Origin of the sequence: Anaerococcus obesiensis ph10 (genome assembly GCF_000311745.1) — a bacterium.
Classification (GTDB): Bacteria; Bacillota; Clostridia; order Tissierellales; family Peptoniphilaceae; genus Anaerococcus; species Anaerococcus vaginalis.
In genome coordinates this window covers 530,436-555,981 of record NZ_HE978532.1, presented here as the reverse complement: position 1 = coordinate 555,981, position 25,546 = coordinate 530,436, and the positions used below count along the sequence as shown (strand labels likewise).

General features: G+C 32.0%; 12 protein-coding genes. 8 read left to right on the top strand and 4 right to left on the bottom strand.

Features of this window, described 5'->3' with window-relative positions:
- Together HGAG_RS08665 and nagB are read left to right on the top strand one after the other, a co-directional pair.
- Complete coding sequence (locus HGAG_RS08665) at positions 1-1,356, top strand: PFL family protein (RefSeq protein ID WP_019118773.1); 1,356 nt, start codon at positions 1-3, stop codon at positions 1,354-1,356.
- Positions 1,357-1,482: 126 nt separating this feature from the next.
- Positions 1,483-2,205, top strand: a complete 723-nt coding sequence (gene nagB / locus HGAG_RS08660; protein WP_019118772.1) for a glucosamine-6-phosphate deaminase — start codon at positions 1,483-1,485, stop codon at positions 2,203-2,205.
- Between the two features lie 87 nt (positions 2,206-2,292).
- Here nagB and HGAG_RS08655 read toward each other — a convergent pair whose 3' ends face one another.
- The 4 genes from HGAG_RS08655 to HGAG_RS08640 form a co-directional block, all read right to left on the bottom strand.
- Positions 2,293-2,769 (bottom strand): hypothetical protein, encoded by a 477-nt coding sequence (locus HGAG_RS08655; RefSeq protein ID WP_019118771.1) that lies wholly within the window; start codon positions 2,767-2,769, stop codon positions 2,293-2,295.
- Positions 2,770-2,848: 79 nt separating this feature from the next.
- Complete coding sequence (locus tag HGAG_RS08650; protein WP_019118770.1) at positions 2,849-3,370, bottom strand: sigma-70 family RNA polymerase sigma factor; 522 nt, start codon at positions 3,368-3,370, stop codon at positions 2,849-2,851.
- Positions 3,371-3,580: 210 nt separating this feature from the next.
- A complete protein-coding gene (locus HGAG_RS08645; RefSeq protein WP_019118769.1) occupies positions 3,581-3,802 on the bottom strand; it encodes a DUF2922 domain-containing protein in 222 nt (73 codons plus the stop codon).
- 19 nt (positions 3,803-3,821) lie between these two features.
- Entirely contained in the window at positions 3,822-4,004 is a 183-nt protein-coding gene (locus HGAG_RS08640) for a DUF1659 domain-containing protein (protein ID WP_004839510.1), read from the bottom strand.
- A 159-nt stretch (positions 4,005-4,163) separates the two neighbouring features.
- Here HGAG_RS08640 and HGAG_RS08635 point away from each other — a divergent pair, with 159 nt between their 5' ends.
- From HGAG_RS08635 to HGAG_RS08605, 6 genes are all read left to right on the top strand, one after another.
- A complete protein-coding gene (locus HGAG_RS08635) occupies positions 4,164-5,072 on the top strand; it encodes a class C sortase (RefSeq protein ID WP_019118768.1) in 909 nt (302 codons plus the stop codon).
- The gene (locus HGAG_RS08630) at positions 5,056-5,937 is read left to right on the top strand and encodes a class C sortase (RefSeq protein ID WP_019118767.1); all 882 of its coding nucleotides are present in this window, start codon (positions 5,056-5,058) and stop codon (positions 5,935-5,937) included. The genes HGAG_RS08635 and HGAG_RS08630 overlap by 17 nt, the downstream gene beginning before the upstream one ends.
- Positions 5,906-6,745 (top strand): class C sortase, encoded by an 840-nt coding sequence (locus tag HGAG_RS08625; protein ID WP_019118766.1) that lies wholly within the window; start codon positions 5,906-5,908, stop codon positions 6,743-6,745. Before HGAG_RS08630 ends, HGAG_RS08625 begins: the two co-directional genes overlap by 32 nt.
- 644 nt (positions 6,746-7,389) lie before the next feature.
- The gene (locus tag HGAG_RS08615) at positions 7,390-21,723 is read left to right on the top strand and encodes a SpaA isopeptide-forming pilin-related protein (protein WP_019118764.1); all 14,334 of its coding nucleotides are present in this window, start codon (positions 7,390-7,392) and stop codon (positions 21,721-21,723) included.
- A gap of 193 nt (positions 21,724-21,916) precedes the next feature.
- Positions 21,917-24,016, top strand: a complete 2,100-nt coding sequence (locus HGAG_RS10945) for a pilin N-terminal domain-containing protein (protein WP_019118763.1) — start codon at positions 21,917-21,919, stop codon at positions 24,014-24,016.
- A gap of 24 nt (positions 24,017-24,040) precedes the next feature.
- Positions 24,041-25,288, top strand: a complete 1,248-nt coding sequence (locus tag HGAG_RS08605; RefSeq protein ID WP_019118762.1) for an MSCRAMM family protein — start codon at positions 24,041-24,043, stop codon at positions 25,286-25,288.
- Positions 25,289-25,546: the final 258 nt, after the last annotated feature.

The following is a 25,546-nucleotide window of genomic DNA, read 5'->3' as shown; positions in this document are numbered from 1 at the left end:
ATGGATACAAAGCAAATTATTGAAACTATAAAAATGCTCGATCAAGAACACCTTGATATTAGAACAATAACCATGGGCATATCTCTTCTTGATTGTGCAGATAGTGATTACAAAAAATCTTGTCAAAAAATTTATGACAAGATGATGAAAGAAACTGAAAATTTCATCAAAACCACAAAACTTGTCCAAGAAATTTATGGGGTGCCTATAATTAATAATAGGATTTCCGTAACACCAATTTCTCTTGTTGCGGCAAGCTCAAAAATTGATGATTATACGCCTTATGCAGAAGTTTTGGACAAGGTTGCTAAGGAAGTTGGCGTTGATTTTATTGGGGGATTTTCTGCCCTTGTTCACAAATCTATGACAAAATCTGACGAAATTTTAATAAATTCAATTCCTAATGCCCTTTCTACTACAGATTATGTTTGCTCATCTGTAAATGTTGGTTCAACAAGATCTGGAATTAATCTTGATGCGGTAAAACTTTTGGGAGAAAAAATCAAAGAATTGGCAAAATTAACTAAGGACCAAGATTCACTTGGTTGTGCAAAATTTGTTGCCTTTGCAAATGCGGTCGAAGACAATCCTTTTATGGCTGGCTCTTTTCTTGGAGTAGGCGAAGGCGATACAGTTATAAACGTAGGAGTTTCAGGTCCTGGCGTTGTAAAATCTGCCCTTGAAAAAGATAGGGGAAAACCAATTAATGAAGTTTACGAAACAATCAAAAAAACAGCTTTCAAAATCACAAGAATGGGAGATTTGATAGGTCGTGATGTTGCCAAAAGACTTGGCAAAGAATTTGGAATTTTGGATTTATCACTTGCCCCAACTCCAGCAATTGGCGATAGCGTTGGAAGAATTTTAGAAGAAATTGGAATTGAAAATGTTGGAGGACACGGAACAACAGCTGCCCTTGCCATGTTAAATGATGCAGTCAAAAAGGGAGGACTTATGGCATCATCATCAGTTGGCGGACTTTCTGGAGCATTTATTCCAGTAAGCGAAGATGAGGGAATGATAAAAGCTGCCCAAGCTGGACATTTGACTTTCGACAAACTTGAAGCCATGACTTCAGTTTGCTCAGTTGGTCTTGATATGATTGCAATTGCCGGCGATACACCAGCATCAACAATTTCTGCTATGATTTTGGATGAGGCAGCCATAGGAGTTATAAATCAAAAAACAACAGCCGTAAGAGTTATACCAGTTTATGGCAAGAAAAAAGGAGAATTTGCAGAATTTGGAGGACTTTTGGGTTATGCTCCAATTATGGAAGTAAATAATTCAAGTGCAGAAAAATTTGTAAATAGGGGAGGAAGAATCCCAGCTCCAGTCCATTCATTTAAAAATTAGAACAAGGAAAAATCTTTTAAAAATCTAAAAGTCCAGTAAAATACTAATATCAAAGCTTAGGCAAAATAAATTTTACCCAATGCCTAAGAGCAAAAAATATAGCATAAAAAATAAAAAGGAGAAAAAATGAAAGTAATAGTTTCAGAATCATACGAAGAATTATCACAAAAAGCAGCCGATCTTTTTATAAGCATTTTGCAAGAAAAACCTCAATCAAAATTGGGACTTGCAACAGGCTCATCCCCAATCGGATTATATAAAAACCTAATAAAAGCTCAAAAAGAAGGAGAAATTTCTTTTCATTGGGCAAAAACAATAAATTTAGACGAATACGTAGGAATTAGTCCGGAAAATGAACAATCTTACCAATATTTTATGAATGAAAATTTATTTAACCACGTAAATATCAAAAAAGAAAATACCCACCTACCAAAAGCAGACACAAACGATGAAAAATACGCAGAAGAATACAATAAATTATTAGACGATTTTGGAACAAGAGATTTGCAAGTTCTAGGCCTTGGACCAAATGGCCACCTAGCTTTCAACGAACCAGGAGAATTTTTAAATAAAAGAACATCAATAGTAAAATTAGCAGATGCAACCATCGAAGCAAACTCAAGATTTTTCGAATCAAAAGATGATGTTCCAAAATACGCCATTTCAATGGGAATGGCAGATGCTTTTAATGCCAAAACCCTAATAGTTGTAGCAAGCGGTAAAAATAAAAAAGATGTAGTAAAAAAATTAATAGAAGGCAAAGAAATTTCTCCATCTTTCCCTGCATCCTTCTTATCACTTCATCCAAACTGCTACCTATTTGTAGACAAAGAGGCAATGGGAGAATAAAAAAATAAGAGGCTGTTGCAAAAATGACTTATTCATTTTTACAACAGCCTTTTTTAACTCAGATTTTCAAATTCCATAATAAGAAAATCACAAAGCAATTTCATCAATAAAATCCATAGATCTTCTCATCTTCGCCATATCTCTTGCAAATTTCATATACATAATCTTGCTTGCGTTGTTGAAATTATTTTTAAGCGCCCTGTCCCTATTTAGACTTGAAATAGTCATTCCATTTTTAAGAATTATAGTTGAGTTTTTAATATCCATTACATAATAACAATTCACAAAACCACGCCTAAAATCGTCATTTTCGGTTTGGTTAATCTTAAAAGGAAAAAACACATTAAAAGCATCGATGCAATAAGGCAAATTCCTAGAAACCTTTAAAATTTTCCTGATATTTTTGTGCATAAGTTTAACAGAAATAGATCTCTCACAAGCCATGTGTTTCAAAAAAACTTCGCAAGATCTCCTATCAACAAAAACTTTTTTGTTGGTATAAACTTCACATCCAATCCCAACTCCCTTGATTATAGTTGGAAGAATTGCAACAACTTTGTCCATAAATCCTCCTTTCTTTAAAGAAGAAAGACTTCTCTAGACATTAAGTGTACAATAAATTAATAATTTAGTCAATAATAGACTAAACCAAATCCTCTTTCTCAAAATATTTTCTAAGCTTTTTAATAATAAGGTAGTGATAATTAGTAATAGATTTAGGAGAAAGATTCAAAAGCCTTGCAATTTCCTTGTGAGAAAAATTCTTATCATATTTTAAATACAAAATTTCTCTCTCTTGCTTTTTTAAGGATTTAAGAGCATTTTCCAATTCCTTTATTTCGATTTTTCTTACAAAATCATCCTCAATCGAAATATCATCATCTATTTTTTCTATAATTTCCACACCTTGCATATCCTTAGAATTTAAAGAATAAATTTTTTCCCTCTTACACTCATTCAAAAAATAAAAATATAGCCTATATTTCAAATATCCACCAAAAGACCCTTTCTTAGCATCAAAGTCTTCTACAATTTCAAAGACCATGTCCCTTGCCATAATATAAGCCTCATTTTTGTCAAAAATATCAAATCTATTTGCCATAGAAAGCAAAAGAGGTTGGTATTTTTCAATAATCGCATCCAAATTTTCTATACATATTTTCATTAAATTTTCCTAACTGCGATCGCCTGTATTTGTCGACACCATAATTCTAGTAAAAATTTTGGAAAAAGTTTAATCAGATAAAATACAAAAAAATAAAAAAAATTCGCCTAAAAGAGATTTGGCGATAGAAAAATTAAAGTAAAAGGAATTTAATATAAAAATTATTATAAAAAAGAGCAAAAGAAAAGACGGGAAAACCCGTCTTTTATCTTATGCTAGTGTAAAATCATCTCTTGAAATATTTTCCATATAGGCTTTGTTCATAGTTGTGATTTTACCTTCTTTTGTTTGGAGAACTTTTGAATTTATCATCTCTCCCATTTGTGCTTTTACAATTTCGTTATTCAAATTTGCCTTTGGATGGTCTATACTTACCATTTTTGTTTTGCCCAAGGCATCTTTGAAAGATAGTTTTAGTTTTTTTGTTTGCATATTATTTCCTTTCTTTTAATTAAATAACTTCTTCAGTGATTTTTTCAAAACTATATGAATCTGTTTCGCTTAGCTTTATATAAGCATTGGCAAAATTTTTAAGCTCGTCATTAGTTAGAGCATCATCTAGATTTGAAAATGTTCTAGAAACTTTCTTTACTTCTTGTCCTTCGTTTACATCGAATTTAATTCTTAGCTTCATATTATCGCTCCTTTCATATATAGATAATCAAAATTGAGAAAATGTCCATAAAAATTTTATAGATTTTCAAATTTCTAGAAAAAAGCCTTTATTAATAAGTATTTTTGGTGTAAGATTAAATCTAGTAAGAAAGATTTATAAAAAATTTATGGTGATAAAATGGAAAATAAAAAGAAAAAATCAAAAAAAACGAATATAGTGTGGAAATTAATATTTTTGATAGGAATATTAATTTTATTGTATCCTATTATATCCAGATTTTATTATAGGATTGAATCGAACAATCAAGTTGAAGTTTTTAATCAAGGAAAATCAAAACTTGATAAAGAAGAAATCCAAAGAAGAATGGGACTTGCCAAAGCCTACAATGACTCCTTGTCAGGAGGTCCTACCAATGATCCTTTCACTGAAAAAAGATACAAAGAAGGTAGAAAAGAATATGCTAGGATGCTCGAAGTTGAGGAAATGATCGGTCATATTGAAATTCCAAAAATAAACCAAGACTTGCCAATCTATGCAGGAACAAGCGAAGATGTTTTGCAAAAAGGAGTAGGTCATTTGGAAGGAACATCCCTTCCAATCGGAGGAAATAATACCCACACAGTCCTTACAGCTCACAGAGGTCTTCCAGAAAAAACTTTGTTTACAAATTTAAATGAGCTTGAAGTAGGAGATAAATTTTATATTCATAATATAGAAAAAACTATAGCCTACCAAGTTGACCAAATAAAAGTCATAGAGCCAAGCAATTTTGAAGATTTAATGATAGCACCAGGACATGATTATGCAACCCTTTTGACCTGCACACCTTTTATGATAAATTCCCACAGACTTTTAGTAAGAGGACACAGAGTAGAATACGTAGAAAGTGTAGATGAAGAATTGATAAAAGAAAATAAAACAAATTGGATATTTAGAATTTTATTCTTCATAGCCCTAATTATAATAATCATACTTTTATGGAGAATTAGAAAACTAAGGAAAGAAAATAAAAAAACATCAAGTAAAATTGACCAAATCAAAGAAAAATTAGACAAGATAGGTGAAGATAATGAAAAGAAAGATTAATATAAAGAAAAATCTTCCCTTTTTACTAATATTTCTAGTAGGATTTTTGATTTTTTCCTATCCTTTTATAAGCCAAAAATTTTATGAAATAAAAGCCAATGATGAGATTGTTATTTTTAATAAAGAAAAAGAACAAATCGATAAAAAAGAATTAGAAAGAAGGATGGAGCTTGCAAGAGTTTACAACCAAACTCTTGATCCATCAAAACTTGTAGACCCATACGATGAAAAAGTAAAAGACGCCAAAGCAGAATACGCAAAAATGCTAGAAGTTCACGAAATGTTGGGACATATAGAAATCCCAAAAATCGCAGTCGATCTTCCAGTCTATGCAGGAACAAGCGATGACGTTTTGGAAAAAGGAGCAGGCCATTTGGAAGGAACATCCCTTCCAATAGGAGGCGAATCAACCCACACAGTTATAACAGCCCACAGAGGACTACCAAACGCACTTTTATTTAGAAATTTAAATCAAATGACAGAAGGCGATATATTTTATATCCATAATATAAAAGAAACCTTGGCGTACAAAGTCGACAAAATCCAAGTTGTCGAACCATCAAACTTCGAACCGATTTTAGTTTCAGAAAAAAAAGATTATGCGACCCTTTTAACCTGTACACCTTACATGATAAATTCCCATAGGCTTTTGGTAAGAGGATATAGGATTCCATATACCCAAGCCATAGATGACGGAAAAGCAAACACACCAAGACTAAAACCAAATTTCTTCCAATTATTCTTAGTACTCTTGCCAATACTATTATTTACAATAATGGTATATCTAAGAGAAAAAAGATATTTAAAGAAAATCAAAATGGAGGTAATAGACATTGAAAGAAAACTCAGCGAAAAAGAAAATTAAAATCTTTGGCTATATATTAATACTTTTTGGACTGATAACACTTGCCTTTCCATTTTCAAAAAGAATCTATTCAAATATAGAAAACAAATACAAAATAGAAAAAATAATAAAAGCCCAAAAAGAAGACGAAAAATTTGACCAAATAGAAGAAAAAGCCAAAGAATATAACGAAATAGTAAAAAAATCCGATATATCTATGGTTGATCCATTTACAAGCAAAAATCTTGGCTCAGTAAATATTTTAAATAATCAAGATGATATATTTGCCTACATCGAAATACCAAAATTAAACAAAAAAATCCCAATCTATCTTGATGCAAGCTATGAGCATATAGCTTGGGGACTTGGACAAGTTTCAGGAACATCAATTCCAATCGGAGGCAAATCAACAAGAAGTGTCCTTGCAGGTCACAGAGGATGGTGGGGAGATACCATGCTTTTGTATGCAGATGACTTAGTACAAGGCGATAAAATTTATATAAAAAGAGCAGAAAAAACTCTAACATACGAAGTTTCATCAAAAGAAGTAATAGGACCTTATGATTGGGAAAAATTAAAAGTTGTAGAAGGAGAAGACATTATTACCCTTCTAACTTGCCATCCATTTAGATGGCCAAGGCCAAAAAGACTTCTAATAAACGCAAAAAGACTAGAAGAAAAAGAAGAACAAGCACAAGATGAAATCCAAACTACCACAATAAGTAAAAATGTAAAAATCACAAATTATTTGTACCTAGGATTTTTGATAATAGATTTTCTTTTGATTTTATTCGTAATATCAAAAATAATAAAAACAATAAGGAAATAAAAATAAAGAAAAATCAAAAAACTTGGAAGAAATTTCCAAGTTTTTTTTGTGCCTAAAATTAATTTTTTATATTTGGAAAATTTTTTTCCGTAAATAAATTCACTATCATTCATTTTCTGTTGAAAAAATATTTAAGAAATATTTTTACACTACTTATAAAAAATTAGAAATTTTCAACGATAAGCTAATAATTTTATAAGAATAAATAAACAAAAAAATTTAAAAATATTTGTAGAAAATTGAGCTTTCAAATATTTTTAAATATATATTAAGTTTTTAAAAATATGTAAAAAATGTGTTGACTAAAAATTTTTTTTTAGATATAATTAAGAAAACTTAGAATTGTCTAAATTCTAAATAAATATTTTAGGACGATTTAAAATTTAAATTAATTTTTTGAAATAAGATGATTTCAAAGAAATTTTTCCATGCTTAAATCAAAATCCTAAAGACATACTAATTTATTTAAGAAAAAATGTAGGCTGATACTTTAGCAATGCACAGGAAAAAAATGTGGCAATAATTTTACTGCTTAAAAATCATGTGCTATTTATGGCTAAAAAACTAGACTTGTGGATAACAAGTCATAATTATTTAGGTAATTTTCAAAAAAAAAAACATAAAATTGCCCTTGAGGAGTTCTTATGAAAAAGTTATTAAGAAAATTGACATCATTTGCAATCGCACTTTTTATGGTATTGCAAGTTATGCTACCAGCTTTTGCTACGAGGTCGAAGGCTGAAGAGCTTGAACCAAATACTATAAAAAACATTGAAAATCTTGAAACGAACGAAGATGCTTATTTGTCTATCACAGATTCCCAAAAAATTTATGATAAGAAAAAGATAGATAAGGATGAAAGCAAATTTTCTATTGCAGTAGGTCTTCCTTCTACAAGTTCAAGCTTTAGACTTGTAAAAAGAAATGACCTCAAGCTTTATGAAGATAAATTTTTCCAAACAAATGAAGATGCAAGTAAGGAATATTGGCGTATAAAAGATATGCTAAACTTGCAAGGTCTTGATCTTGATCTTGAAATCATCAAAGAAGACCAAGGATATAAAATCCTTACAAAAAATGAGATGAAAAATCTTGAACAAGGCAAAAAAGATAATTTTTATGGAGAAAATTATTCATACATAGACTTTAAAATATTAGATGATTTTGATTTTAATGAAAATGGAAATCAAAAATTACTTAACCAAGATAAATTAGTATTCAATTTAGAATTTATTAAAAATATATCCCCTGATCCTAATTACAATTTGTTTGAAAAGGATGAACAAGGAAATTGGAATATAAAAAATGAGGGAGATATATTTGCCCTTATTAATGAAGATAAGAAAAATCTTTATGACACCAATTCTTTGACAAATGATTTAAATAGCTTAAATGCCTATAAAGAAGAAAGAAAACAAGCTGAAGAAGAAAAGGCACAAAAAGAGGCAGAAGAAAAGGCAGAAGAAGAAAGAAAAGCCGAAGAAGAAAAAAAGCAAGCTGAACAAAAAGCTAAAGAAGAAGAAAAGAAAAAGGCAGAAGAAGAAAAGAAAGCCCAAGAAGAAAAACAAAAAGAAGAAAATGCAAATTTTGAAAAAGCCAACAAAGAATTAAAAGAGGCTTTGGAAGATGAAAATAATTCAATAGAAGATATACAAAAACTTCTTACAAAACTTGGCGAAAAATATAATTTGTCATTAGCAAGTCAAGAAAAATTAATGGCAGAAAATGATTCTGCAATAAAAGCTCTAGTGGAAAAAGATAGGAATGAAAATTTTAGGGCAAATATGCTTAGACAGTTGCCAAGAAAAGTTCCATCAAATTCATGGGACGGAAAACTTTTCCACCTAAATCTTGAAATGAATGTCAAAGCATCTCCAACAAATCCTATACCTCAAGGTTGGTATTTTGATGTTCAACTTGGACCATATTTAAAAGATGATATCGGTCAAGTTTGGAATGATTTGTATGATGGTAACAGACTAATAGCAAGTCCAGTATATGATAAAGAAAAACACACAATAAGGTATATTTTCCAAACAAGTGTTACAAAATCTACTACTCTAACAGTAGACCAATATTTGGGTTTTGATCTAGCTAATATTGGAAGACAAACAGAAATTGACATTGACATCAAGGTTGCACCAAAAAACAACCCAATCCAATCAATGACAACTAAACATGTAACTATAAATGATGAAAATCCTGTAGAAAGCTCTTACAATGTTGTAAGCCAAGGACAAAGTGAAGCAAAACATTATCCATTCCAACTAAATTGGACATCCGAACAACAATATAATGGTGGTTCAAATCCAACTATAGAATGGAACATAGAAGTGGACACAGCTTCCCTAAAAGATAAGAATCTTGATTTTAATAATTTAAATGTTTCTATATTTGCAGGAGCAGAACAAGGTCTAAAAAATTTCAAGTTCAAGGCATCAACAAATAAGTTTGATCTTGACGATACAAGTAATTATATTTCATCATCAAAATTGGGAGAAATTCTACAAAAAAACACTTCAATAGCTAAAAATGCTCTTGGAGAAAAATTATATATTAGAGTAAAGGCCGAAGTAAACAAAAATCGTCTACACGATTATTATTCTATAGGTCTAAGAATAAATCCAGATGGCAATTACATCAAAAAAATGCTTGACGAATTTATAGAAGAATATAACAAGCTTCCAGCAATCATCAAATGGATGAAGGGAGCTGAACAAGCAAAAGAATTTTCAAAACTTCCATTTAACCTAGTAGAAACAATGATTCCTGCAAAAAGTACCGAAAGGGACAACTTTACAAGCGAGAATCTTTACTACGATTCATCAAGAACAATCTATGCAAAAAGACAGTCAGATAATTTGGTAGACTGGTACGCCCTAGATTTATTAAGACTTGGCGAAAAACCAGATCAAGCCTTTAACTATCCTAATTTTTTAATAAATAATACACCAAGCAAACCAATTAATCCAAAAGTGTTCTACTATGTCCCACTAGAAAATGGACTTTATAAAAGAACTCCACAAATTAGCGAAGTTGTAACAGAATATGGAGATTTTTATCCAGGAACTTTAATCTCTTATGAATATGAAGACCAAAAAGGTACAAGAGATGATACTTATCGTTTCGAAGCAAATATCAAAGAGAAAAAAGTAAACAATCTAGTAGGAGAAACAACTACTGGTGGACGTATAAACTTATTTACAAAAAAAGTTTCCAACAAAGACCTAACAGATAAATACCTAGCCTACCTAGAAAATCCATATCCAATAATGCGTATTAACAAAAACTTTGATATGGTACAATGTTTCAACAAAGGTACTCCAGATCCTTCATTTAAGGGTAGCGACGGAATATTTCTTGATATACACGAAGATCCATCAGGAGATTATTTAATATCAAGACTTAACGAAATTGTAGGAAATCCTAAAGGAAATTATAGACTTGTTAACCACTTAAATGGAACACCAACAGACGATGGTATCGTATTAAATCCAAACGGAATGAGCCAAGGTCAAGCCATGGAAGATTTGATGAAAAGAATTTATTTCTATGGTGAACAAGTTAAAAAAGAATATACCCTAGGTAAATTCAACGACTTAATTGGAAGCGAAACTAATGGCGAAGTAATGCACAGGCTCATCGAAAACTCTATGTACCAAAGAGTACTCCATCATTTCACAGATGGTATAAGCATAAGTGAGGACTTTTTCGATTCTCCTAAAGGCTACAACGATGATTCATGGAAATTTAATCACACCTTAACAGGTAGTAAAAATCCTGACGGTAGTTGGACAGGTGATTATTTCGATGGAGAGAAGAAAAATCATAATACTTACGAAGGTCTTAGAAAATTAAAAGATAATGAAACAACTATCAAAAACTACCCAATCGTAAAAAACACTCAATATGAGATGGCTAATGAATTATTAAAGAAAGTCATTGCATCTTACAAAAAAGGTTCTGATTGGAACAAAGATAAAGCAAACACAGTTCAATTAGTTTTTTACTCCCACACCAAAGAAGGTAAGTACCAAGAGTTAATCACAGGTCGTATTACAGAACCACTTGAAATTGATAAATATACAAATGATGGCAAGACAAAACTTGAAGGAGCAAAATTTACTTTTATCAACAAATATACAAATGAAAAAGTAGAATGGACTTCCAAAAAAGATAATAACGAAAAATTATATTTAAAACCAGGTTATTATATAGTTCAAGAAGAAGCTCCATCAGGATATGAGCCAATCAAAGAATTCGAAATTCAAGTAAAAAGAAGCCTAGTCAATGAAGATAAAGGTCCATACAAATTTAAAAATTTACCAGAAATTCATGTAAACGACGGCTACAAAACAGAAGTAATAATAAAAGACAAAGATATTCCAAAATCTGCTGAAGGCACAAATTTGGTAGAAGTTGACAAAGACAACAAAGTCAAAGTCAAATTAACAAATATCCAAGATAACCTAGGCGATTTAGAATTTGTAAAGAAAAATGAATTTGCAAAACTAAATGGAGCAGAATTTACACTAAGAAAAGTAACAGCAAACTCCCTTGATGATGTAAAAACTCAAATAAAAGATCCGACTAAAATTAAATACGATGATACTTACAGACAAACATCTAAAGGATATTATGGAGAGTTCAAATTTGAACAAATTCCAAAAGGCTACTATATCCTAGAAGAAACAAAAGTACCAGCAGGCTACCAAAAAGCCCCACTTTATATTCTTGAAGCAAAAGAAGAAACAGTTGCTGGAAAAAATAAAGTAGTTTTACATTTTGTAGGAGAGAATGCTCCTAAGGAAAAAGATGGTGACTTAACAATTGTAAGAAACTATCCAAAAGAAACTGAGATAGAATTTAGGAAAATTAGAGAAATACAAAATGGCGAAGAAAAGCAAGGTCTTACAGATGCTAGATTTAGATTAGAATCACTCTGGACCAAAGATGGATCAACCTACCTAAAAGATTTGACATCAGATTCTATCAAAAAAGACGGCGGCAAAGAAAACGAAAAAGGCTACTTCCGTTTTGATAAATTAGTCGAAGGTAACTACAAGCTAACAGAAATCCAAGCTCCTTATGGTTACCAAGTACTAGATTCATATTGGAGAATAGAAGTTCGCGAAGTAAATGGCGAGCTTGTAAAAACAGTCTATGAAGTCAAAAAAGACGGCAGTGGAGAAAAGAAGATAAATCTAAATGATGAGTCAGTCTACGAACTAACAAACAAGCCTAGAAAAATTGACATTCAGTTTACAAAATACCTAGGCGAACTAGAAAAAGATGAAGATGGAAAAATCAAACTAGATAAAGATGGCAAACCTATTGTCCACAAAGAAGAATACAAAAAGCAAATTCCAGGCAAAGATAATAAGCCAGTAAGCTTCGACCTTTATAGCTCAGACTACTACGGAGCAATAATTGGTAAAAAAGTAGATGGTAAAATACAACCAATACAAACTGGTATAACCCAAGCTGAAGATGGATTCTTCCACCTAAAGGGATTAGAATTTGGTAAGTATTATGTCCTAAGAGAAACAAATCCTCCGAAAGGATACAATGTTGCAAACGACATTCTACTTAAGGTAGAGGCAGAAGCCATAACCAACGTTGGTGAGATGAAGGTAATAGTAAGAGACCCTAACACCAACGCAGATACAGGTGCCCATTCTATCTTCAAAGGTGTAATCGACTTTAGAGAAGGCGAGCAACTAGGTAAATTCTCAATCAGAAAAACTGGTAATGCAATTTCCTATGTTGATAAAAATGGAAAACTTGTAATAATTAATAAGGACAACCCTAAGATTGTAGGTCTAAGACGTGCCTACTTCAGACTCTATACTGCAAATAAAGAATTTGAAATAGAGAAAAACCCAGGCGGTTATGCAAAAGAATATATCCAAAAAGTAACCCCAGGTAATCCAATCATCCTATACCTAACTGAAGAAAAAGCTAAAACAATGAGCGAAGAAGACCGAAAAAAATTAGGGGTCGCTGGTTACAAAAATTTCAAAAGCAAAGATGGAAAAGAAGTTAGATATGCAGTAGATGATAAGGGCAAGAGATTTAGAATTGGTGAAGACCCATCAACCCTACCAGCAAATCAAGGTATTGTGACTTTCGATAACTTAAAACCTGGCTACTACGTTCTACAAGAATTTAGAGGACCAGCAGGTTACGAAAAAACAACCGATGAGTGGTATGTATATGTAGATGAGGCTGGAAGAACTTACAGGTCAGATAAAAAATTCGACCCAAAAACCTTAGCTCAAGGAATCCAGTCAATAAGCTCCATCACAAACCCATCAATGAGCCCAAGACTACAAATGGCAGGACTTGATATATCAGACCAATTGCCAATAAATAGACTTCTTGCTCCAAGCTTGGAAGAAGATTTACAAGATATAGAATACGATTCAAGCACTGACGATCTAAATATCAAAGTAAAGGCAAGCAAAGTTGATACAACAAATGGAAAAAGAACAATAAACTTTTCTATTAGTCCTAAAGAAAAAGAAGTTCCTGGCAAGAAAATACAAATGGTATTTTTGGTAGAAAGGTCAAAAGATTCTGCGACAACAACGGTAGGTCAAGGTATTGCTAAAGGTAGAACCTTAGACAAAAATATCAACTATGCAATCACACAAATTGCCAAAAAAGCAGAAGAAACTGGTACACAAGTTGATGTAAGCTTTATCGAATATACTGATACAAAAACAGCATTAAAAACCACAAATTCATCATTGAATAAAATATCCAAATCTTTACAAGATGTAAATTATGAAAATATTTATTTTGATGGAGAAGGAGAAAAAGCAAATCAAACTTACAAGGACTTTTTGGCAAATGCAAATATAAGCCAAAGAAATAATTCTAATAACGATGGTTCACAAAAACTTCTTGATAGCATTGATTCTTATCTAACATCTATTTCAAAAGATGGCTATGACAAGAAGATAATGATAGATTTTGCAAACTTCCATGTAGAGAAAGTCAAAAGATATGGTGCAGTAAATGGACAATTTAAATTCAAAAAAGCTGATTTAGTTAATAAATTTAAAGATGGTGGATTTGAAACTTTTGTTGTCCACACAGACCAAAAAACTTTCAATCTTGCAAGTGGATACCAAAGCCAATACGCTGATACAGTAATGCCACAATTAAAATATTTTGAATATTTCAAAAACGATGACGGAAGAAATGGTAAAGCATACTATGTTTACAAAAATATGGTAAATGAAGTTCTAAATAACGATGGCTTTGTTAATAATAGCGATGGACTTTTAGTAAAAGATGGAAAACTTGATATTGGATTAAGACCATTAATAAATCTATTAAGTACCAGTGCAAAAATTGGAACAAATGATATTTCTAATAATATTGTAAAAGATAGCACAAATAATACTATAAGCCTTGGTGGAATTAATCTTAAAAAAGGCGAAAGCTTAGAATTTTCTTACACAATTGATTTAAAAGAAGGAACCGACTTTGATAAAAATTATCCTATCAATAAATCTGATATAGATAAGGGTGTTAAATTTACAAATAATGGAAAAGAAAATCTAATAAGTAGTACTTATCCAAAAAGTAATGGGGAACTTTATACTAAAAAAATAAAAGAAACACCACCAGCACCAAACACTTACAAAATAAAAATAAATCCAAGTGAAAATGGAAGTGTTACTGCAAGTAAATCAATAAATATTAATAAAGGCGAAGTGATTACTCTTACAGTTAATCCATCTAATGGCTACAGATTAAAAGATTTAAAAGTAACTGGTGCTAATGGAGAAGACATCCCAGTTACTGAAAATAATTTTACAATGCCAGCATCAGATGTAACAGTAAGTGCAACTTTCGTAGAAGATACTCCTACACCACAAGACGGCAAGAATTTTGAAGTTAACTTCACATACTCTGGATCAGTTAATGGAAATGCACAAGCTCCAGATGACTCTTCTCCTGGTAAACTGGAACTATTTGAAGAAGGCAACCTAACAGCTTTAGAAACTCAAGAAGCTAAAAACGCAGGCAAGGTACAATTTAATACCAAGCTTGATCCTAGCAAAAACTATAGACTTGTCTATACTAGAGAAGATAAATTTGCCAAAGATTGGGCGCTACCAAATGTATCTAATTACACAATTGATAGCAAATCAATAGCAGATGCTAAAGATACCGTAAGTTTAAATATAGCTAATGGTAACACCATGGACATCTTCAATAAAGACGAAACTGGATTTAGGATTCCTCTAAGAATTACCAAGGTCAATGAAAACAATGGTGTCCTAACAGGTGCTCAATTTAGAGCTAGAAAGCTTCTAAAGAGTGATCAAATTATTGATGAAAAACCTCCTGTATATGGTAATGAGGAATTTGATGGTGTATCAGAAGCGACTGGTCTTCCAGGAGATAACTACTTCAGAGAATTGTCGCCAGGTCTCTATGAGCTAACAGAAATCAAAGCACCAAGTGGAGCTTATAGACTTCCTAAAGATGAAAATGGCAATGACAAGAAATGGTATTTCAAGGTAGAAGTCGCAAAAGATGCTAATGGAAACTACAAAAAACCATCTGACGATGACTACATGAAAATAGAATTCCAATTTACTGAAACCTTGCCAGAAAATGTAGAAGATGCAAGATGGGCAATACCAAAAAAAGATAGAAAAGAGCTTCTAGGTAAACCAATCAAAGGTATTAAGCTTGGCGATAATGAGTATGATAAATTCACTCAAATCATCAAGGACGACCACAGGTCAGACCCAGCAAGACCAGATGCTCCATACAAGGGTATCGACGATGTTAGAGTTACAAACTTCCTCAAAACAACAGAGCTAGGCTTCTACAAAAAAGACCTTGCGACCTATCAAAATATAGATGGAGCAGATTTTATTTTAAGAAGAGCAAAACTCGATGGAGATGGCAATCTAACATTTGATAATGAAGGAAATCCAAAATACGAAAATCTTAACGAAAAAGAAAAGGCTGATGATGGCAAAGAATATGATAAGTTTATCAAACCAGAAGGCTATGATGAAACTATCAACGGTGTCAAAAAGACGTCAAAGAAGGATACACAAGTTCTTTTCTCTAATCTAGAACAAGGTACTTATATCCTCAAAGAAACAAAGCCATCAGCTGGTTATAAGCTAGAAGATAAATTCCTAGCTATCACTTTCAAAGCCGATGAAAAAGGTTATTGGAAGCAAGTTATCAAGGCTTATGAAAAACAAAATGGAAAATATGTAGAAGTAGAAAAGCCTGGATTACATTTCCAAAAAGACCAAGAGGGAGATTTGGATATTGTATTTAACAACAAAGACTACATCGACTTCAAATTCCAAAAAATCGAAGGTGTAAAAGATGAAAAGGGAAATGATATTTTAGTAGAGTCATCAGACTTTAGGGTAACCCAAGTTGATGAAGATGGAAAGCCAATCCCTGGTGGATATGATCAACCTCTATATTCTTACGTAAGTTCAAAATTTACCTTCACAGGTCTTGGTGTTGGTAGGTACAAACTACAAGAAACAAAAGCTTTGGAGAAATTTATAAAACCTGATCCATGGTATTTCAGAGTAGTTCAAGATCCAAAAACCTACAAACTAAAAATAGTCTTTGAAAAACACGATGCGTCAATTAGATTTACGCCAGAAAATGAAACAGATGGCAAAAATACTCCACAACTTGACGATAAAGGCAATCCAAAAGACATCAAGGTTGCAAACTACAAAAAAACTAAATTTGTATTCAAAAAACAAGACCAAGATGGAAATATACTTCCAGATGTATATTTCAACCTCAAAAAATTAAGACAAACATTTGATAGCAAAGCTTATAACTATGATGCTGTCTCAGGTGCAACCTATATGTACAACAAAAGCGCACGTTCTCAAAAATCTGGTTCAGTCACATTCGACACACTTGGCGAAGGTATCTACGAACTAAGAGAGACCGACAAGCCAGAAGGCTACGACAGCAAGGCTGTTCAAGATAGGTGGATAATAACAGTTGAAAAAACTGAAAATGGTCTACAAGCAAAATACAATAAAGCTTTTGAGAAAAAATATTACGAAAAATATGCAAATCATGATAAAAATCCAAATAAAGAAGAAGATAATTATTACACAACCTATATCAAAAATGGCTTTGATAAGAAGAGTAATTTGGAACAAAAACAAGTTGGCGAATTTAATTACATCTTAACAAACACCAAAACCACTGTAGATTTGAAGTGGAAGAAGGTAAATGTAAACAAAGATACAATTGCCAAAGAAACTAAATTCGTAATGCTTAAAAACTCTGATGATCCAACAAAATTAGAAGATGCTAAAAAAGGAAATTCATCAGCAGCACCTTACGAACTCATAGAAACCGATGGTACATTTGAAGTTAAAAACCTATCCAAAGGTATCTACACATTAATAGAAACCCAAGCGCCAGATGGCTTCAAAGAAATGGATAGGCAAATAGTTATCCAAATCTACGAAGACGAAAAAGATAACTACAAGCTAAAGAAGAAATTCTATGAAATGAAAAAGGATGCCGATAGCGGCGAAAATGTATTGGTAGATAAAACTCAAGAGTTTTCATACATCTTTACTAGAAATAGAAATACAGAAGTAGATACAGATGGACCTGGATATTTCTACGTTAAAAACGATGAAAAACAACAATACTTCTACTTAACCAAAGGATTCCTAACAGATTCAAATGGTAGAAAAGTATTCAACAACATCACAAAAGGTAAGTTACACTTAAAACTAACCAACACAGATGACGATAAGGATGTATTTAGAACAACTATCGACCTTGCAAAAGATTCAAATGCTGGAATCTATAAGTTTGATGTAAACGGAATCAAAACTGGTAAGACCTATCTTCTAGAAGAAGAAAAAGCACCAGAAGGATATAAGCTATCATCAAATAAATACAAACTTTTATTTGTAAATGATACACAAAATCCTGGAAAAGTTATAGCTATATTAAAAGCTGTATTAGATAAAAATAACAAAGAGCTTAAAAATGCAAGAGGACAACTTGTTACAGAAGATGGAAAAGTAATCGGAGATGGAATAACAATCAATATTGCCGATCCAAATTCTATACTCAAAGTAATCAATGAAAAAAATAAAGTTGAATTTACAAAAGTTGGTAAAGACGAAGAAAAAGGAGAAGGTGGCAAACTTATAACCAAGGAAGTTCCACTACAAAATGTAGAATTTATCCTACAAAAACAAGATCCAAAGGATTGGGATAAAGAAAACAAAGGCTACTATCCAGTAACAAAAGATATAGAATTTATCAAAAAAGATAAAGAAGGTCTCTACATCGAAAAATCCGATGGAACAAAACAACGTAAAGTTGGAGTAAGCAATGTAACAATCGACAACAGCGCTTACAAAGGAAAATCTGACGACAAAGGTAAATTTACATTCGAAGGCCTAACAGATGGTTTCTATCAAATTATGGAACCAAATGCCCCAGATGGCTACATGCAAGTAAATGGTCCAGTCAAGAAATTCAGAGTTCTAGAAGGTAAAATTTACATCTACGACAAAGTCGACGACGAATTCGTAGAAAAAGAAGTAACCGATGCTAACATTGGAACACTTGGTAAAATCATCAACGAAAAACCAGGCAAGGGCGAATTTAAAATCAAAAAAGTTGACGAAAATAACAGGCCACTTGCAAATGTAAAATACACCCTTCACAAAACCGACGAAAACGAAACACAAGTTGGAGAAGAAAGAATAACAGATGAAAATGGAGAAATTTCTTTCAAAGACTTGCCTTATGGCTACTATTGGTTAAAAGAAAGAAAAACAATAAACGGCTACATCCTAGATACCAAGAAAAAATTAATCACTCTTGGAGGAGGAGATTGGGGCGAAACTCCAGCAAGAAAAGATGATGTTTCAAAATATATAAGCTTCGATGGAGATCAAAAAGAATTAATTTCTACAGCTGATATACCAAGTAAGACAACTGTATATCCAAACAAGGCTGAAGGAATGATTGCAAATTTCAAATTTAAAATCGATCCTAACAAAGAAATTAAACCTGGAGATTACTTCACAATCCATTTCTCAGAAAATGTAGATTTAGATGGAATATTTAAAGATAATGATAACAAAGGAAAAAATCCAGATTCACAATTTGATATAATCGGACCTGCTGGAAAACTTGCTGAGGCAAAAATAAATTCTGATAGAAAATCAATCACCTATACCTTTACAAAATACGTAGGCGACTACAGACCAGACTTTATGTCAATGTTTATGCAAATCTTCCCAAACAGAAGAGTTGTAGACCATACACAAGACATAACAGTCGATGTAAACATAGGAAATAACACCGATAAAACAAATACAAATTATCATTATTCAGATTCTATAAATATAAACTATAGAGGATACAATGCTGAAGAGGAATACGACGGATACCAAAATCCAGATACAGCTATATCATCATATATGCTAAGACTTGATCCAGATCAAAAGACCTTTACAGCAATTCTTTATCTAAATCCTTGGAACAGTAATATTTGGAATAAGAGTCTATCATTTACAACAGATAAATATATCAAGATAAATGAGAACCTATCAGTAAAAACCTATGTTAAAACTGGTTCAGGAAGCCACAAAACTGTGAATAATGCTACACAGGGATGGCAAAATGGAGACTTGCCAGATTCTTACGATATAAACGAAGATGACTTAGAATTAGTAAGCGATTCGAAATATGACTATGATGTATACGCTAGGAGAGTTCACACTGAAGTTAATTACTATGACGGTTATGACTATAGAAAATATGATTATTCTGCTAGAAGATGGAGATATTATCAAATTACAAAAGACAATACATTAACCGATAGAATTGAATTTAATAGTGTAATTAATAAAAATGGATATCCAAACGATGCAACCTACGTTATAGAAATCAAAGGAGAATTGGAAGGAAAAGCTCAATCACTAAAGACAACATCAGAGGCGGTATATAATAAGAAAGACTATTATGGTTACACACGAACACACACAGATCATTTCGAAACCTTCTCAGAATTCTTTAATCCTGAAGCGATTGGAGATGCTAACAAAGAATTAAAACTTCTAAACTTCAAAAACAAAATAGAATTTGTAAAAATTGACGGTGGAGTTTTATCAAATGTAGTAGACCAATCAAGCGAAAATCCAGAATCTCTCAAAGATTTAGGCATAGGAAGAGTTTTAGGAGGAGCAACATTCAAACTCCAAAAACAAAATGGCTTATCATGGGACGAAGTAAATAATTCAACAAGAATATCAGACGATAACGGAGTATTTTCTTGGGAAGGATTATCCGAAGGTACGTACAGAGTTATAGAAACCGTCACACCTGATAATGAACATTACGACTTGCCAGCAAAAGAAGTTTCTTCTTTCAAAGTAGATGAAAAAGGAAATATTGTAGAAATAAAAAACAATAAACAAATCATAGAAAACTACAAGAAAGCAGAAATAAGAGTAAGAAAAACTGACGAAAATGGACAAAGTATCAAAGGAGCAGAGTTCCTACTAGAAAAAGATAATGATGATAAATACACACCTAATATAGGAACATTAGAAAAAGATGGAACAATCTTATTTAATAATCTTCCAGCAGGAAAATATACTCTAACAGAGAGAAAAGCTCCAAAAGGCTACACCAAATCTGACGCAGTTTGGAAACTTGAAGTAACAAGAGATGGTAAAGTCAAATGGCTAAACTCATTCGATGATAAAAATGACAAGATGAAAACTGTAGAAAATATAACCTACAAACAAAATGGCAACAAGCCAGAAAATCTTGACACAGAAATTATCGGAATAGACAAAGAAAACAAAACATTTAGACAAAAAATAACCATCAAAGCAAAACCAAGCGACATAAAGAAAACAAAACTAATCCTAGAATCCACAGACCCATCACTAAAACTAAGTCAAGCAAATACAAAAGTAAGATTAGTAGCAGGCGATGGAGCAAATCAGATAGGAAATAAAGATAACACTTCTTATAAAGTTGCAATCAACGGTGGAGCTAGTCCAAACTTGACCTTAACAATCACACCTCCATACAAGGAAGAAGATAAAAATAAACCAGTAGGATCAGAACAAGGACAAACCCCACAAGAAGAAAAAGAAAAATACTATCAATTTATTGTGGATATGCCATACAAAGACGAAGGTAGAGTAGGAGCAAAAGCAACCTACCAAATCGGCACAATCAATAAAACAAGTGGTAAAGTAGAATTTGGCGAAAATGATACAAAACAAATCCTAGATAAATATCTGGAAAAAGCAACGCAAATAACAGTGGGCAAAAACAATGTCGCTATGACACAGTACGATGGTAAATATCTAGACCGTGACGTCAATCTAATAACATTAGACATCGCCAATATCAAAAACCCAGACATCTACTTCAAAAAAGTAGACGCCGATAAACCAGACAAGGCACTTGCTGGAGCAGAATTTGAAATTCGTAGAAAAAATGACAATGGAAATTTCGTTCCACTAACAAAAGACGGAACAGAATTTTTGCCAAAAATCAACAAAGAAGAAGATAAATGGAAAGTTACATCCAATGCCCAAGGTCAATTTGAATTTGAAAAAATTCCAAATGGCGAATACCAAATTGTCGAAACAAAAGCACCAGAAGGTTACGCACTTGTTGAAAAAATAGTCTTCAAATTTGATGTAGAAAATGGTAAAATAATATATAAGGATAAGAAGGACAATAAGATTTCTAAAATTGATTTGAATATTCAAGATAAAAATAAAGAAAATTCGGATACAAATAGAGTTTTAGTAACAAACAAAAAGGCAGAATATCCTCACACAGGAGGCCCTGGAGTTTGGATAGGATACACAATCCTAGGACTAATAATAATGTTTGTCGCAGTATTGACCTATTCAAAAAGAAAAGATAAACTTATAGTATAAGATGTCTAAAAATTTTCGGTAATAAACCTAATAATAACTTGCAAGAAAAATAAAATTTTCTTGCAAGCTTGGGTTATTATAAATGTAGGAATGTTTCTAGTATAAATCTTGAAATACAGATTATACATAATTGATAAGGCGAAAGCCAAAACATATCAAGGCAAATTGACAAAAAAATAAAAAGGAGAAAATTATGAAACACAAAATTTTGTCATTTTTAACAGCATTCGCAATGGTGTTCGGAATAGTTGCAGCACCTTTTGTAAATGCTAGCGCTGACCAATATTACAAAGGCACTCAAAAGCCAACAACAAAAGAAGGCGCACCAGCTGATGAAGCAGAAGCTTCAACAACTTCAACAATTGACATCCACAAAATTGTTATGGATTCAGCTGATTTAGCAAATTGGGATCCAGAACAAAATAGAACAAATGGTGGAAAGATCACAGAAATTCAAAAATTCTTTGGAGAAAAATCTAAAGAAGTAGCTAATGTTTACTTTGAAGTTTACAAAGAAGTACCAGCAGGAACAGCAGGAACAGTAACTGGAGAAGAATTAAATAAAAAATATCCTTCAAAAGAAATTGATACAACAAAAGCTTATCAAAAAGTTGCTGAAAAAATGACAACTGCTAATGGTACAGGAAGTATTGATTTAACTCAATTCCTTGACAAAGACGGAGATAAAGTTAAAGATACTAAATTTGTAATCGTTGAAAATCTTGAAAAATCAACATACAAAGAAAACAACAAAACATTAAGTAAAGAAGGTAAAGCTATACCTTCAGCAATAGTTCTTCCAGCAACAATTATGGGTGGAAATGTTCTACATTTATATCCAAAGAACACTGATGCAGAAGCACCAGAAGTTGTAAAAGACTATAAAGACGAATTTAATACTGGAGATGCAGCAAAAACTGATGCTCTAAATAACAAAAGAGATCAAGAAACTATAAATAAAGATAAAAAAGATCATCAAATAGGCGATAAACTTGACTATAGAGTAGAAACTCTATTTAAAGAAAACACATCTTATCAAACAGCATACTGGCAAGATAGTATGACAGCTGGTTTAACATACAATCAAGACTTAAAAGTATTTATTGATGGAAAAGCAGCAGCTGCAGAAGATTATACAATTGAAAAGAATGATGCAACAGGATTCTACGTATCATTAACAGAAAAAGGTCTTGCAAAAGTTAATGGAAAAGATAAACACTTAGTAGCTCTTGAATATTCAGCAACACTTAACGAAAAAGCTATCGTTAATATTCCTGAATCAAACGACGTTGACTTCTTCTATGGTAACGATCAAAAAAGAGGAAATACTCCAAAAACAACAAAACCAAAAGATAAGAAAATAACTGTAAAAAAAGAATGGGATAATGGAACATTTGCAGATGGCGAATCAGCAACATTCCAACTTTATGATGCATCTACTGGAGAAGCAGTTGGAGATCCTGTAACAATTAATAAAGACAACCCAACACATACATGGGAAAATCTTAATGATGAAAAATCATACAAACCAGTAGAAATTAACAGACAAGAAGGCGAAGAAACTTCTTATGAAGTTACTGAACAAGGTACAATTAAAGTTGTAAACTACAAAGGTAACAATAAAGAAGTAAACCCAAAAGAACCAAAAGTTGTTCAACACGGTAAAAAATTCGTAAAACTTGATGAAAAAACTAATGAAAGATTAGCTGGAGCAGAATTCGTAGTAATGAACGCTGACAAAACTCAATATTTAGTTCAAAAATCAGCTGAACAAGCAGCTAATGATAGACAAGAATATACAAAAGAAAAAGCTATCTACGATCAATATATAGCTGACAAAGACCAAGCTAAAGCTGATGCACAATATCCAAAAGTAAAAGCAGCTTATGACAAACTAAACACAAAATATGAATGGTCTACTGATGCTAAAGATGCTAATTTAGTAAAATTAGTTTCTAACGAAAATGGACAATTTGCAATCGACGGTCTTAAAGATGGAAAATATTATCTAAAAGAAACAAAAGCTCCAGAAGGATACGCTGAAATAAAAGAAGAAAAAGAATTTATAATAAGCGCTGATTCTTGGGCATCTGAAGGTAATATTGAATTTACTAAGAACCAAGATGGTAAAGACAAGATAGCAGCTGAAGGAACATCAGCTATGAAAGTTGAAAATAGAAACTTAACAATCCCACAAACAGGTGGAATCGGTTCAATCATCTTTGTAGTAGCTGGTCTTATGATTATGGGACTTGCAGCTTACAAAATGAAAGCTAACAAAGAACAAGCATAATATTAACTAAATAGAGGAGTTACTATGAAAAAGTTCAATAAAAATTTAATATCTTCCATATTTCTTATGGTAATATTACAGCTAGTTGCTCCTCTTTTGGCTTATGCTGAAAGCGGAAATAGCCTAAGAATTAATACAAATTATACTGATGAAAATTCCAAACAAATCGTAGTTGATTATGTTGATTATTGGAAAGTACCTGATGGTAAAATCGAAAATATCGAAAAACCAGAAAAACAACTTGACCTTATAAATTCTTATAAGGACAAGTATGATGAGGAAATTTCAAAAGATTTGGGAGAAATGAAAACTTCTAACAAATCTAAAGAAAAAAATGGGATGTATTTTGCTTTAATTGAAGGCTTGGAAAAGGGAGTATATCTTTTAAGATACAGGTCAGATGATCCATCAAGACCATATATTCCTTTCCTAGCAATCATTGACGAAAATACTGAAAATCCTCTAACAATTTATCCAAAAAAAGCTCCTGATACCCTAACACTTACAAAAAGGGATGGGGATGACCCAGAGAAAAAAGTTCTTGCAGGAGTTGGATTTGTTGTGGTAAATAAAAAGGGAGAGATTCTTAAATTTAACAAAATTAAGGATGACAAGGGCAACGAACAATTGACCTACTCCCCAAATGGGAAGATAACAGAAATTTTCACAGACCAAAAAGGTCAAATTAAATTATTTGGCTTAGAAGAAGAGGTAAAGTTCAAAGAAACAAAACCTCTAAAAGGTTATGAAAAAAACGTCGGAAAAGAAAGTGAATTTAAAAGATCAGGAAGTATTGAGCTTTTAAATGAAAAAGACAAACCAGAAAATTATTTCTCATTCCAAAAAATCGACGGAACTAACAACGATCCACTTAAAGGGGCAATCTTTAAAGTTCAAGAAAAAACCAAAGATGGCTACAAAGACTTGGAAGAAAACGGAAAAGTCTACACCCTAACAAGTGGCGAAAACGGAGAATTTAAAACAAAAAATCTCCCTTACGGCGACTACAGACTAATTGAAACAAAAGCCCCACAAGGCTACGTTCCAGAATTAGACGCAGTAGATTTTACAATTGGAGAAACTTCATCAAACAAAACAATCAAAGTTAAAAACTACAAACCAACAACCCCAGGCCCAAAAGGAGGAAACAACAGACTAAGCAAAAGAGTAGACGCCATGGCAAAAACCGGCGACGCAACAATCTACTTAATCCTACTACTAGGCCTACTAATGATAGGAGTTGGTGTAAAATTTGTAAGGGCTAAAGAATAAAATATAATAAGAAAAAACAAACTACCTTGCTTGGCGGGGTAGTTTTTTGTTGGGAATAATTAAAAATGGTTAAAAATTATTTTTCTTCTACATATTTTATTAATAATTTGTATTTATTATATAGGAAATGAGGCAAAGGAGGATATCATGAATTCAAATAAAAAAAATTACTGTAAAAATTATATTATAGCTAATACGATTTTATGGATTTTCTTGTTGTGTATTAATTTCATTTTGTATATATTTTTTAATAATTTA

Coding starts and splice junctions, on each gene's coding strand:
- HGAG_RS08615 (WP_019118764.1), top strand. CDS start 7,390: ATGAAAAAGTTATTAAGAAAATTGACATCATTTGCAATCGCACTTTTT.
- HGAG_RS08635 (WP_019118768.1), top strand. CDS start 4,164: ATGGAAAATAAAAAGAAAAAATCAAAAAAAACGAATATAGTGTGGAAA.
- HGAG_RS08655 (WP_019118771.1), bottom strand. CDS start 2,769: ATGGACAAAGTTGTTGCAATTCTTCCAACTATAATCAAGGGAGTTGGG.
- HGAG_RS08605 (WP_019118762.1), top strand. CDS start 24,041: ATGAAAAAGTTCAATAAAAATTTAATATCTTCCATATTTCTTATGGTA.
- HGAG_RS08665 (WP_019118773.1), top strand. CDS start 1: ATGGATACAAAGCAAATTATTGAAACTATAAAAATGCTCGATCAAGAA.
- HGAG_RS08650 (WP_019118770.1), bottom strand. CDS start 3,370: ATGAAAATATGTATAGAAAATTTGGATGCGATTATTGAAAAATACCAA.
- HGAG_RS10945 (WP_019118763.1), top strand. CDS start 21,917: ATGAAACACAAAATTTTGTCATTTTTAACAGCATTCGCAATGGTGTTC.
- nagB (WP_019118772.1), top strand. CDS start 1,483: ATGAAAGTAATAGTTTCAGAATCATACGAAGAATTATCACAAAAAGCA.
- HGAG_RS08630 (WP_019118767.1), top strand. CDS start 5,056: ATGAAAAGAAAGATTAATATAAAGAAAAATCTTCCCTTTTTACTAATA.
- HGAG_RS08640 (WP_004839510.1), bottom strand. CDS start 4,004: ATGAAGCTAAGAATTAAATTCGATGTAAACGAAGGACAAGAAGTAAAG.
- HGAG_RS08645 (WP_019118769.1), bottom strand. CDS start 3,802: ATGCAAACAAAAAAACTAAAACTATCTTTCAAAGATGCCTTGGGCAAA.